The organism is Microbacterium sp. B35-30 (assembly GCF_010634855.1).
GTDB lineage: Bacteria > Actinomycetota > Actinomycetes > Actinomycetales > Microbacteriaceae > Microbacterium.
In genome coordinates, this window is record NZ_MWLQ01000006.1 from 26,719 (window position 1) to 39,372 (window position 12,654).

At 69.8% G+C, this 12,654-nt stretch carries 11 protein-coding genes; 2 read left to right on the forward strand and 9 right to left on the reverse strand.

Annotated elements, in window-relative coordinates; genetic code table 11:
* Window positions 1-164 precede the first annotated feature (164 nt).
* From B2K11_RS02620 to B2K11_RS02645, 6 genes are all read right to left on the reverse strand, one after another.
* The gene (locus B2K11_RS02620) at window positions 165-1,670 is read right to left on the reverse strand and encodes an MFS transporter (protein ID WP_163616567.1); all 1,506 of its coding nucleotides are present in this window, start codon (window positions 1,668-1,670) and stop codon (window positions 165-167) included.
* Window positions 1,671-1,920: 250 nt separating this feature from the next.
* Window positions 1,921-3,297, reverse strand: coding sequence for an aminotransferase class V-fold PLP-dependent enzyme (locus tag B2K11_RS02625; RefSeq protein ID WP_163616569.1), 1,377 nt, complete (start codon window positions 3,295-3,297; stop codon window positions 1,921-1,923).
* Complete coding sequence (locus B2K11_RS02630; protein ID WP_163616571.1) at window positions 3,284-4,261, reverse strand: hypothetical protein; 978 nt, start codon at window positions 4,259-4,261, stop codon at window positions 3,284-3,286. The genes B2K11_RS02625 and B2K11_RS02630 overlap by 14 nt, the downstream gene beginning before the upstream one ends.
* Complete coding sequence (gene kynA, locus B2K11_RS02635; protein WP_163616573.1) at window positions 4,261-5,121, reverse strand: tryptophan 2,3-dioxygenase; 861 nt, start codon at window positions 5,119-5,121, stop codon at window positions 4,261-4,263. The genes B2K11_RS02630 and kynA overlap by 1 nt, the downstream gene beginning before the upstream one ends.
* Before the next feature lie 190 nt (window positions 5,122-5,311).
* The gene (locus tag B2K11_RS02640; protein ID WP_163616575.1) at window positions 5,312-5,569 is read right to left on the reverse strand and encodes a glutaredoxin domain-containing protein; all 258 of its coding nucleotides are present in this window, start codon (window positions 5,567-5,569) and stop codon (window positions 5,312-5,314) included.
* 61 nt (window positions 5,570-5,630) lie between these two features.
* Window positions 5,631-7,091 carry a M1 family metallopeptidase gene (locus tag B2K11_RS02645; RefSeq protein WP_239525632.1) on the reverse strand — a complete coding sequence of 487 codons (1,461 nt, stop codon included), beginning with the start codon at window positions 7,089-7,091 and terminating at the stop codon, window positions 5,631-5,633.
* Between the two features lie 160 nt (window positions 7,092-7,251).
* On the opposite strand from B2K11_RS02645, the gene B2K11_RS02650 reads away from it, so the two are divergent.
* Window positions 7,252-8,409 carry a glycosyltransferase family 2 protein gene (locus tag B2K11_RS02650; RefSeq protein WP_163616577.1) on the forward strand — a complete coding sequence of 386 codons (1,158 nt, stop codon included), beginning with the start codon at window positions 7,252-7,254 and terminating at the stop codon, window positions 8,407-8,409.
* Between the two features lie 44 nt (window positions 8,410-8,453).
* Here the strand turns inward: B2K11_RS02650 and B2K11_RS02655 are convergent, their stop codons facing one another.
* Complete coding sequence (locus tag B2K11_RS02655) at window positions 8,454-8,927, reverse strand: adenylyltransferase/cytidyltransferase family protein (protein ID WP_163616579.1); 474 nt, start codon at window positions 8,925-8,927, stop codon at window positions 8,454-8,456.
* Window positions 8,928-9,069: 142 nt separating this feature from the next.
* Complete coding sequence (locus B2K11_RS02660) at window positions 9,070-9,801, reverse strand: SGNH/GDSL hydrolase family protein (RefSeq protein ID WP_163616582.1); 732 nt, start codon at window positions 9,799-9,801, stop codon at window positions 9,070-9,072.
* 359 nt (window positions 9,802-10,160) lie between these two features.
* Here B2K11_RS02660 and B2K11_RS02665 point away from each other — a divergent pair, with 359 nt between their 5' ends.
* Window positions 10,161-12,077 (forward strand): endo-1,3-alpha-glucanase family glycosylhydrolase, encoded by a 1,917-nt coding sequence (locus B2K11_RS02665; protein WP_163616584.1) that lies wholly within the window; start codon window positions 10,161-10,163, stop codon window positions 12,075-12,077.
* Between the two features lie 10 nt (window positions 12,078-12,087).
* Here B2K11_RS02665 and B2K11_RS02670 read toward each other — a convergent pair whose 3' ends face one another.
* Window positions 12,088-12,651, reverse strand: a complete 564-nt coding sequence (locus tag B2K11_RS02670; protein WP_163616586.1) for a hypothetical protein — start codon at window positions 12,649-12,651, stop codon at window positions 12,088-12,090.
* Window positions 12,652-12,654: the final 3 nt, after the last annotated feature.

The window sequence follows — 12,654 nt, forward strand, 5'->3', positions numbered from 1 at the left end:
CACGCGGTGTCACGCTCGGTGCGACTCGATGCCACGTGTGCGCGCAGACTCGGAGGTTCTGCGCGACCCGCCGGGCTGCAACTCCGCCTGGCGGCGCGTCGACGGGGTTCTCCGATCCTGTGCCGGCACTGCCGTGCTCATGTCCGCCGGGCGGGTCGAGCGGGTCAGCGCGATTCGATGTCGGCTCTGCGCAGTGGATACCGCGCGAGCGTGAGGAGGCTGAGCCCGATCAGCACGGCGGGGACGAGGCTGAAGCTCACGACGATGCCGGTGATGGCGGCATCCGGCTGCTCCACCAGCTGTCCGCCCACGATCTGTCCACCCACCGACGAGACGTAGCCGGTCGCCGCGAGGATGAGCGTCAGCGTCGTCGCGCCGAGCGCGAAGCCGACGGTCTCGCCGGCCGTCCAGACGCCGCTGAACGACCCGGCGCGGCCCGTCCCCCCAGCCACATCCGGCTCGGTGCGCTCGTCGTGCGAGATGACGTCGGGCAGCATCGCCATGGGCAGCGACTGCATGCCGGCGTACGCGATGCCCGCGATCGCGACAGGCACGTAGATCCAGTCGCCCGGCGCCCACAGCATGCCGAGGATCGACAGCGCCGCGACTGCGAAGACGACGCTCGCGATCGCGAAGGTTCGCTCCTTGCCGAGACGCCGCGCGACCACGCCCCACGCGGGCGCGGCCAGCAGCGCCGGCGCGATGAGCGCGATGAACAGCAGTTCGACCGCCGCCTGGGAGTGCAGCACCCACGTCGCGACGTACTGCGCGCCGGCCAGCATGAGACCGGTCGCGAGCGCCTGCAGCACGAAGGTCGACAGCAGCATTCGGAACGGCCGGCTGCGGCGGAGGGCGCGGATGCCGGACGCGTAGTGCTCGCGGAACCCGGCGGTCGACGCGCTCGCCGCCGTCCCACCGGAAGCGGACGAAGCAGGCGACGGGACGCTCCCCGCGCCCTCTCCACTCACCGCCGGCGCGTCGGTCGCAGCATCCGGATGCGTGCGCCCCGGCGCGGTGCGTCGCGCGACGGCCGTGGCCACCAGCATCCCGATCCCGATCACGGCACCGCAGACGACTCCCATCACCAGGTACTGGACGAAGGGGTCGTCCGAGACCCGGCGGAGCGCAGGGCCGCCCGCCCCGAACAGCAGGATCGCGAAGGTGAGCACCACGACGCGCCAGGTGAGCAGGCGCGTGCGCTCGTCGTAGCTCGGTGTGAGCTCGGCGGGCAGCGCGATGTAGGGCACCTGGAACAGGCTGAAGGCGGTCGCCGTGAGCGTGAAGGCGAGCAGCACCCAGATGCCCGCGACGACGGGTCCGAGCGAGGGCGGCACCGCGAACGTCAGCGCGAACAGCACCGGCAGTGCGAGGGCGCCGATGAGCATCAGCCGCCGCCGGCTGCCGTGCCGGGCGAGGTCGCGGTCGGTCAACGCGCCGATGACCGGGTCGATGACGACGTCCCACACCTTCGCCACCGTGATGACCGCGCCGGCCGCGAGCGCCGCGACCCCGAGCGAGTCGGTCAGGTAGTAGGTGAGCACGAGCCCAGGCAGCGTCGCGAACCCGCCCGTGCCGAGTGATCCGGCAGCGTAGCGGGCGATGGTGGAACGCTTCAGGCGCGCCGGATGGATGCCGGTGGCTTCGGGTGCCGCCGGAGCCTCATTGCTCATCGCGCCAGTGTAGGTCAGCGCCGTGCCGGCTCTGTTCCCGGTCGTTGAGCGAGGGAGCGCCAGCGACCGAGACGAAACGCCTCGAGCCGGCGTTCGGCGCCGGGTGCGGGCGTTTCGTCTCGCTCGTTCCTCGCTCGCTCAACGACCGAGGGAAGGGGTCCCGGTCGTTGAGCGAGGGAGCGCCAGCGACCGAGACGAAACGCCTCGAGCTTCACGACTGCGCTGGGTGCGGGCGTTTCGTCTCGCTCGTTCAACGACTGCGCTCGGCGCGCACCGCGGCCTCGACCGCGCGCAGGCCGGCGAGCGTCTCGGCGAACGAAGTCGAGAGCGGGGACAGGCCGATGCGCAGGCCGCCGGGGTCGCGGTAGTCGGGGATGACGTCCTGGACCCACAACCGCGCCGTGACTGCGCGCATCGCGGGGTGCGAGAGGGTGACGTGGCCGCCGCGGGCGGCAGGGTCGCGGGGCGACGCCACCGAGACGCCGAGCGGGGCCAGGAGTTCGTCCGCCACGCGCACGGCGAACTCGGTCAGCGCAACCGACTTGGCGCGGATGGCGCCGATCCCGACCTCCTCTATGAGGGCGAGCGTGTCCTGCATGGCGAGCATCCCGACGATCGGGGGCGTCCCCGACAGGAACCGCCGCATGCCCTCCGCCGGCTGGTACTCCGGGCCCATCGCGAACACGTCGGCGGTGCCCATCCAGCCCTGGATGGGCTGCGCGAGGCGGTCCTGAAGTCTCGTGGCGACGTAGGCGAAGGCGGGGGAGCCCGGCCCGCCGTTCAGGTACTTGTACGTGCAGCCGACGGCGATGTCGAACCCCCACGCATCGGCCTCGACCGGCACGGAGCCGGCCGAGTGGCAGAGGTCCCACACGATGAGCGCCCCTGCCTCGTGGGCGATGCGGGTGAGGGCCTCGGCATCCGTGAGATAGCCGGATCGGTAGGCGACGTGCGAGAGCAGCACGACCGCCGTCTCGCGCCCGACGGCCGCACGCAGCGCCTCGCCCGAGACCCCGCTGACCGTGTCGACGTCGATCCATCGCACACGGCCACCGCGCTCCGCGGCGATGCCGTCGACGAGGTAGCGGTCGGTGGGGAAGTTGTCGCGATCGACCACGATCTCCACGCGCGCCGGGTCGGCGGCGACGGCGGCATCGAACGCGGCCCGCACCATCTTGTACAGCAGCACGGTCGTCGAGTCGCCGATCACGGTCTGGTCCGGCGCCGCTCCGATCGCTGCGCGGCCGACGGCGTCGCCGATGTCGAAGGGCAGCTGCATCCAGGACTCGTCCCAGCCGCGGATGAGGCGCCCGCCCCATTCGTCGCGCGCGAACGCCTCGAGCCGCTCGATGCTCGCGCGCAGCGGCCGACCGAGGGAGTTGCCGTCGAAGTAGACCAGCGACGTGTCGGCCCCGACGAAGGCGTCGCGGCGGCTGCGGAGCGCGTCCGCCGCGTCGAGGACCGCGGCCTCGGTCTCGAGGTCGGACGGGGTGATCCCGGCCTGCCCACGGGTTCGGGGCGCATCGCGGACGTCTGGGGCGTGCGGCTCACGCCCCGAATGCACGTCGTGCGCCCCGAATCCGGCAGAGGCCGGACCGGACGACCCGGCGGGGTCAGTGGTCGTCATGGATGAGCTCCTCGGTGGGGACGACGGTTGCGCCGCGCAGCCACTCGGCGATCTCTCCGAACTCCGCGGGGGGCGGGCCGGGCACGAAGGTGCACACGCCCGGGGGCGGGTCGGCGAAGGGCCACGGGTCGGCGAGTGAGGCGATGAGCGCGGCGCCGCGGACTCCCGCCCGGTCCAGAGCCGCGGCCTCGTCGGGGTTGACGCCGACCGGCTGATCGCCGTTGCCGAGGTCGGTGCCGTACAGCACGCGCCCGCCGGCGGCGGCGAAGCCCGCGAGGTTCACGCGGGCGAACTCCGCCGCCTCGGGGTCGTCGCGATGGATGGCGAGCGTCGAGATCCACACCTGCCCCGCCGCCACCGCGTGAGCCGTGAAGGCGCGCCCGACGAACGCGCTGAAGGGCGTGTGGGCGAACCCGTCGACACCGGCGTCGAGCGCGAGCTGCGGCATCCCTTCGCCTTCCGCATGCGCGACGACAGCCAGACCGCGCTCGCGGGCGACCTCGACGATCGCCGCCAGGGCGTCGCTGTCGAGTACCGGCCCCGCGGTGCTGTGGAGCGAGGCCTTGATGACGGATGCCCCGAACGACGCCTGCTCGTCGACCGCCGTCGCCGCGCCGCCGGGGACGCCGGGGTGGGTCGAGGCATCCGCGATCTCGCGGGTGATCTCGGGCGGCGCCCACGAGCGCCCGACCGGGTAGCCGCCCACCGCCGTGAGGAAGGCGCCCGCGTACGCGACGCGCGGGATGCCGTCACCGCGGCGGGCGAGGGCGACGGGGTCGCCGCCCAGGTCGAGGACCCCGGCGATGCCGCCCGCGGCGAGAGCCCGCTCGTCGGTGAGGTGCAGGTGCACGTGGTGGTCGGTGAAGGGCGGGAGCGACACACCCTGCTCGCCCGTGAGAGCCCGGTGGCAGAGCGCCGCATCGGGGCCGAGCAGCTCGCGCAGCGCCTCCGGGTCGTGCGACATCACAACTCGGTCCGCACGGCGTACAGCTCGGGGAAGAACGTCAGCTCGAGCGCGCGCTGAAGGAACGGCACGCCGCTCGAGCCGCCCGTGCCGGTCTTGAAGCCGATGATGCGCTCCACCGTCTTGAGGTGGCGGAAGCGCCAGAGCTGGAAGTTGTCTTCCAGGTCGACGAGCTCCTCGCACGTCTCGTACGCGGCCCAGTGGGTCTGCGGGTCCCGGTAGATCTCGACGAACACCGGCACGAGCTCAGGAGTGTAGGTCCACGCCGTCGTCACATCGCGCTCGAGCACCGCCGCGGGGATCGGGTAGCCCGACCGCGCGAGCAGCCCGAGGAACTCGTCGTACAGGCTCGGTGCCTCGAGCGCGGCCCGGATGAGGGTGTGAGCTGCCGGGTCGGCGGCGAACACGCGCAGCATGGCGGCGTTCTTGTTGCCCAGGGTGAACTCGACCGCGCGGTACTGCGCCGACTGGAAGCCGCTCGCGTTGCCCAGCACACCGCGGAACTGGCCGTACTCGGCGGGCGTCAGGGTCGCCAGGACGGACCACTGCTCGGTGAGCGTCTTCTGGATGTGCTTGACCCGTGCGATGCACTTGAGCGCGGGCGCGAGCTGGTCTTCGCGCAGCAGACGACAGGCCGCGCCCAGCTCGTGCAGCACGAGCTTCAGCCACAGCTCGGTGGTCTGATGCTGCACGATGAACAGCAGCTCGTCGTGGTGCTCCTGCTTCCCCTCGCTGCCGCTGAGCGGCCGCTGAGCCGACAGCAGGGTGGGCAGATCGAGGTACCCGCCGTAGCTCATGCGGTCCTCGAAGTCGGTGACGACTGTTCCCTCGATCGCCCGGGTATTGCGTTCGACGCTCACGGCTTCAGCCTAATGACGACGCATGGTGCGCCGTCAGGGCCTGCGCCGGGATCTGCGTGTTTCGTCTCGCTTCGCTCGCTCAACGACCGGATCCGGCGCTCCCGGTCGTTGAGCGAGCGACGAACGTGGTCGTTGAGCGAGCTTGCGAGTCGAAACGCAGAGACCGAACGCCTCGGGCCGACGGGCGGACTCAGATGAGGGAGAGCTCGCGCAGCTTGATCTCGACGTCGGCGTTCGACGGCTCGACGTGGTGCGAGGCATCCGGGTATACGACGACGGGGATGTTGGTGCGTCCGGAGATCTCGCGGGCGACGTCCGCGGCGGCGGGGTCGACGACGAGGTCCACGTAGGTGTACGAGATGCCGAGGTCGTCGAGCTGCTTCTTGGTGCGGATGCAGTCGCGGCACCAGTCCGCGCCGAACATGGTGATGGTCGAGGGGGAGGTCATCCTTCTATTCTCACCCGCGAATCCTGGACGGGCGCCGGGCGTGGGGCGCCGGGCGGACGTGCTACCAGACCGTCGGCTTCGGCGGCTGGTAGGCCCACACGTCGAAGAACGTCGTGAGGTCCTGACCCGAGATCTCCTCGGACAGCGCGATGAAGTCGGCCGTCGTCGCGGTTGCGCCGCCGAAGCGTGCGACCCACTCCTGGGCGATGCCGAAGAACACCTCGTCGCCGACCTCCACCCGCAGCGCGTGGAGAAGAGCTGCACCGCGGTTGTACACCGGCGTGCCGAAGAGCCCGAGCGGGCCCGGATCGGCCAGCACCGTGTTCCAGGCCGACTGCGACGGCGAGTTCATCAGGTTCGAGAACCGCGTGGCCGCCGTCGTGCCGCCGTTGTGCTCGGTCCACATCCACTCGGAGTAGGTCGCCCAGCCCTCGTTGAGCCAGATGTCGGCCCAGCGACCGGGGCTGACCTGGTTGCCCATCCACTGGTGCGCGAGCTCGTGGGCGACGGTGCTCAGACCGGCAGAGCCCGAGAAGAACGACCGGGTCTGGGTCTCGAGGGCGTACGACACCGAGTCGTTGTCGACGATGGCGCCGTACGAGACGAACGGGTAGTCGCCGTAGAGGCCTTCGAAGAAGGTGAGCATGTCACCCGTGCGCGCGAGGTTGGCGTACTGGGCCGGGGTACGCGAGACGTCGATCGCGTCGATGATCGGCGTGCCGTTGGGCGCCGTGTACTGCTCGAGCCGGAAGTTCCCGATCGTCGAGGTGGCGAGGTACGACGCCATCGGGTCGGGCGCGTCCCACGTCCAGGTCGTCTTCCCGTCGGCGGTCTCCGAGCCCTCGAGCAGCCCGTTGGCCACCGCGGTCAGCCCCTCCGGGACGGTGATCTCGAACGAGTAGGTCGCCTTGTCCGTGGGGTGGTCGTTCACCGGGAACCACGTCGACGAGCCGTCGGGCTCGCTCACCACCATGGCCCCGTCGCGGGTCGTGACCCAGCCGTAGAGCGCGTCCTCGATGTCTCTGGGGCGCGTGGTCGTCCCGCCGTACGTGATGACCACGCTCGCGGGCTGGCCGGTCTTGAGCTTCGGGCGCGGCGTGACGACGAGCTCGCCGCTCTGCTGCGCGAACGCGGTGGGCTTGCCGTTCACGACCACCGACGACACGGTGAGGTTGCGGAGGTCGAGGTTGAAGCGGTCGAGGTCGGCCGTGGTCACGATGTCGAGTGTCGCCACCGCCGCCAGCTCGCCCTCGAGCGGCGCGGGATCCGCCGCGGGCGGCGTGTAGTCGAGGTCGAGGGCGTAGTGCGTGACATCGATGCCGCCGTTGCCGGAGACCGGGAAGTACGGGTCCCCGATGCCGTCGGCACCGGGAGCGTACCGCTCCGCCGGGCGGGGAGCGGCAGCCGTCGCAGCGGTCGAGCCCGCCAGCGAGGCGACGAGAACTCCGGCGGCGAGAGCGCCGGCGACGACCGACCTCGCTGTCTTCGACGACGGTGTGCGGTGGAGCAGACGAGTGGGCACGGCATCCTCCCCAGGGTGCGACAGCGGGCGTTGTCACGCTAGCTTCCTCGTGTTTCCCTCGCGTGTCGAGGATGCGTCGCACGGATCTTGGGCGGCGGGCGGCGGCATCCGTCGCCAGAAGTTCGGAAGCCGTTCAGCGGTGCATGGCAGGATGGCGGCGATGCAGCTGTCGATCATCGTCCCGACGTACAACGAGGCTCCGAACGTGGCGGAGCTCGTTCGCCGTGTCGTCGCGGCGCTCGAGGCGGTGCCGGGCGGCATCGACGCCGAGATCGTCTTCGTGGACGACAGCACGGATGCCACGCCCGACGTGATCCGCGAGGTGGCGGCGTCAGCCCCGCTCCCGGTGCGCCTGCTGCACCGCGAGAAGGCCGTCGGCGGGCTCGGCGGGGCCGTGCTCGAGGGCTTCGCGGCGGCGGAGTCGGACGCGTGCCTCGTCATCGACGGCGATCTGCAGCATCCGCCCGAGAAGATCCCCGAGCTGTGGCGCGTCTTCTCGCGAGGCGATGTCGACGTCGTCATCGCCTCGCGCTACGCCGGCGGCGGCACGGCGCACGGCCTCGCCGATCGCACGCGCGTGATTGTGTCGAAGGCGTCGACGGCCGTGACCCGCGCGATGTTCCCGATCCGGCTGCGCGATGTGACCGACCCGATGACAGGGTTCTTCCTCATCGACCGCCGCAGCGTCGACCAGGCGCTCCTGCGGCCGCGCGGCTTCAAGATCCTGCTCGAGATCCTCGCGCGCCGGCCGATGCGCGTCGCCGAGGTGCCGTTCGACTTCGCCGACCGCCACGCCGGCGAGTCGAAGGCGTCGGTACGGCAGGGCCTGCACTTCCTCACCCAGCTCACCGCGCTGCGCTTCGGCAAGATGTCGCTGTTCGCGGTGATCGGCGGTCTCGGCGCGGTCGCGAACGTCGCGATCGTGTGGGCGCTCACCCAGCTCGGGGTGGACTACATCATCGCCGCCATCATCGCCGCCGAGGTGACGATCATCGGCAACTTCCTCCTGCAGGAGCGCTTCGTCTTCGACGACATGCGCGAGAGCGCGTCGGGTGTCTGGCAGCGCTTCGGCAAGTCGTTCGCGTTCAACAATGCCGAGGCGCTGGTGCGCATCCCGATCGTGGCGGTGATGGTGTCGACCGGCCACATCTCCGCCGTGGTGGCGACGGCGATCACCCTCGTGCTGGCGTTCTTCGTGCGCTTCCTGTTCCACTCCCTCGTCGTCTACGCGCCCCGCAAGCCCGGTGTCGAGCCGTCACGTGCGCGCCGTCTCGTCGAGGAGATCGACCAGGAGGTCATGCAGCCCGGCGAGCTGTAGAACAGCGAATGCCGCGGCTCCGGTCCGCCGGTCGTGCCCGCTGCTCAGCCATGCGAGACGGCGAGCCCACCGGGGAGCACCTCGTCATGGGCATGCAACGTTGCCATGAGCTCGAGGGCGTGACGCAGCGCGGTGCTGGATGTGTGCACCGTGTAGGGGAAATAGACGACCTCGACGCCCACCTCGGCGAACTCCCGCTCCAACTGGGCGCCCTTTTCGGTGCCGCGCCAGTCGTCGCCCTTGAAGAAGTGGGTGAAGTGCAGCTGTCGCCACGTCTCGAGCTTGTCTGGAACGTTCTCGATATGGACGCTGTCGACGTACGTGATGCTCCGGACGATCTCGACGCGTTCGGCGGTCGGGATGATCGGATCGACCTGCTTCACGAGCCGGAGCATCTCGTCGCTGACGACACCCGCGATGAGGAAGTCGCAGTTCTCCTTGGCATGCCGAAGGATGTTGAGGTGTCCGACGTGAAAGAGGTCGAATGCCCCAGCGGCATAGCCGATGCGTACAGCCATGATTCCCCCATGTGAATCCCGCGATGTCCCACACACCGGGTCTGTACGCCGAACCCTACAGCAGACCTGACCGCACCGACAGAGCCGAGCCTCCGCGGTGCGCGCCGCGTGGATGGGGCGATCACCGCCTAGGTGTGAATGGCTAGGGCGCCAGTTGAGGATCGAGGACCGCCGTGACCGCTGCCGCGAGAGCCTGATAGCCCGCCGCGTTGGGGTGCACCCCGTCTGCGGAGACGAGGTCGGCCCTGCCGAACAGCGGTTGGCCGGAGTCGAGATAGACGACATGATTCTCGAGCGCCGCCGCTTGGAGCGCCTGGGCGAGCTCGCCCGCCAGCCGCGGCGGTGGATCGTCGTCGAACCAGGGAGCCATCACGAAGATCTTGGCGTCCGGGTAACGGTCGCGGAGCTGGCCGAACAGCGCGTCGGCGGCAGCGGCGACATCGGCTGTCGGGAGCCCGACGTCGTTGCGCCCTCCGGCGACGACGATGTACGTCGGCGAGCCGATGATCTCGTCGATCGTCTGGCCGTACGTCCCGCAGTACGGGCGCCCGCAGCCGTTCTCGTCAGAGGTCTTGACGTAGCCCGTTCCCCCCAGGCCAAGGTTGTCGACGTCCCATCCGTGCGTGTCCCCGACCAGGGTCGGCCATCGAACACCGCCGCCACCCGCTCCCTGCGTGTAGGAGTCGCCGATGAAGACGGCCTGCGGCATGGGCGCGGGGATCGTCGGGGTCGCGGCATCACCAGGAGGCGTGTACTGCGGAATCTTGCCGCGCGCGGCGCCTCCACCGCCCAGGAACGCGGCGATGACGATGACGGCGACGACCACGAGCGTGAGCGCCCACAGCGGCATTCCGCCGACATCTCTACCGAGCATTCGCATGGCTGTCCCCCGGAGACAGACCCGGCCTGGTTCGGGTACCGGCCGACGAGGAGATCCTACCGAAAATCGGTAACGATCTCGCGACATCTGCCGTGTCGCCGTGGCGCTGGTTTCTGAGAATCGCCTAATATACGCGCTCTCGATTAGGAGCGGCACCCGTCCCGCGGCTAACGTGACGTATTCGTCTGGGGGATCGCGCCGCGATGGGGGTCGTAGCGCAGCCCGCCCCGATCAACCACGAAGGACAAGAGTCACCCGTGACATTTCGCCATGCCCCGAAACTCCGAACATCCCCACGTCACCGCCTCAGAGACCAGCCCGCAACGGCCCAGCCTCGCGGCCTCGCGCGCCGCGTGAAGGCACTGGGCGGCTTCGTCATCGCCGCGATGGTGGCGGGCGCGATCATCCCGCTCACCACGGGCGCGGACACCGCCACCGCTGCGGATCAGGTCGTCCTCACCGCCACTGACACGGCCTGGACGACGACACGCCAGCCGACCGTGCCCCAGTCCGGTCTGCTGAGCGCGACCGCGACCTCCGACCGCACCTACCTCAAGTTCGACGGCGACGCGCTCGCGGGACGCCAGGTCACGTCCGCGACGCTCGTGGTGAAGGTGAACAGCACCACGGCCACCGCGCCCGGACTCGTCGCCTACCCCACCTCCGCCTCGTGGAAGTCCACCTCGCTGACCCACGACAACCAGCCGGGCACTACGGGATCCGCGGTCTCGCAGCCCAGTGCGGCCGCGGCGAACGGGCAGACGCTCCGCATCCCGCTCGACGTCCGCTCCGTCGCCACCACCGGTGACTTCGCGCTGGCACTGAACTACAGCCAGCGGTACATTCAGCTTCGGATGGAGCGCTTCAACAGCGACGTACCGCGCATCGAGGTGAGCACCGCGCCGGTGTCCACGACGCCCACGCCCACGCCTTCCCCGACGACGCCTGCTGAGACCCCCGCCGACGGCCCGCTCGTCTTCGCGCACTACTTCGTGCCGTATCCGCTGTCGATCGACAACAAGACCGAGTCGACCGACTACTACACCCGCAACTACCTCAGCCCGGATGGCGAGAGCGGCAAGTTCGCATCCGTGGGTGGTCTGCTGCGCGACCGACCGATCTCGCCCGGAGTGTCGACCTCGACGAACTGGCGAGTGGACAACTTCGCCACGGAGGTCCGGCAGGCCAAGTCCGCCGGCATCGACGGCTTCACGCTCAACCTGATGAGCTCGAGCGGCCAGAACTGGGATGCCTCCGTCAACGTCATGAAGGCAGCCGCGCAGGTCGGCGGGTTCGCTGTCGTGCCGATGGTCGACGGTTCCTCGAGCTTCTCCTCGAACACTCCCGAGACGGCAGCCTCGCTGCTCAGCCAGCTCTACCAGGTCGGCTCCGCCTACAAGGAGGACGGCGAGTACGTGCTGTCCAGCTTCAAGGCGGAAGGCGCTTCGGTCTCGTGGTGGACACAGGTCATCAACCTGCTGGAGACCAAGTACGGGCTCCCCATCTCGTTCCAGGCCGTGTTCAACAACGCGAGCGACGCCAACCTCAAGGCCTACGCGCCCATCGCCGACGGCTTCGGCAACTGGGGCACGCGTACGGAGCGCACGACGCTGAACAGCGCGGACAACGTGGCACGTGCCCACGCCCTCGGCAAGACGTGGATGGCGCCGGTCGCGGTCCAGGACGTCCGCTACAGGTCGCTGTCGTGGGCTGAGGCGAACAACACCGCCTCCGTGCGAGCGCAGTGGAACAGGGCGATCTCTCAGAAGGCCGACTACGTGCAGCTCGTGACCTGGAACGACTACAGCGAGTCGACTCAGATCGCGCCGTCCCAGGACCACGGCTCGGCGTTCCTGGATCTGACGCGGTACTACACCTCGTGGTTCCACACGGGCTCGCAGCCGGCGATCACATCGGATGCCATCGTGCTCACCCACCGCACGCAGTTCGTGGATGCGAGGCCGTCGTACTCCCAGTCGCTGATGGGCGCCCCTGCGCTCGACGGCACCTCGACGCCGGCGCGCGACACGGTCGAGGCCCTCGTGTGGCTGCCTTCCGCGGCGACGGTGCAGATCACCGTCGGCGGTACGACCACGAGCTTCTCGGCGCCGGCGGGAGTCTCCGCCTACACCGTGCCGCTGAAGCTGGGCACCGTGTCGGCGAAGATCGTCCGGTCGGGTGTGACGGCGGAGTCCGTCACCTCCCCGCACCAGGTCGTTTCGACGCCGTACGTGCAGGACCTGCAGTACTACGCGGTCAGCAGCTGGTAAGACCGGCGGTTCATCGCGGGACGAGGTGCTCGAGGATCTCCTCGAGCACCTCGTCCATCTTTCCCGCGCTCCTTGCATAGACCCGGCGCGAGTGCTTCCACGGATCCTCGATGTCGTCATGCTCCGTCGAGGCACCCGCCAGGCCACGCGACTGCTGGGCGAAGGTCACCAGAGCAGGCAGGTCTGCACCCCCGTTCCCCGATGAAGGGCGGTCGCGCAGGAGACGCGCGAACTGCAGGACGGTGAACGTCCGCGTCGCCGTGGACGGCATGTGCCGGACGATGAGTCCCCGATGCTCCCGTGACGCGGTGAGCACGACGTCGGCCCGTGCCACCATCCCCTCCGTCAGCGCCCGCGCCCGGAATTCCGACGCGTCGATTCCCCTGTTCTGGAGGCGCTCGAGCAGATAGCTGCTCATGGGGTGGCCGATGAGCGGCGCGACACCCGCTGACGTCAGCCGGATGACCGGACCATCCGCGGACGCGAGGGCTGCCCGCAGCCCCCACTCGAGGTACGGAGACCGGCACACGTTTCCCGTGCAGACGAAGAGGATCGACCCCCGCCCGTCGCTCATCGC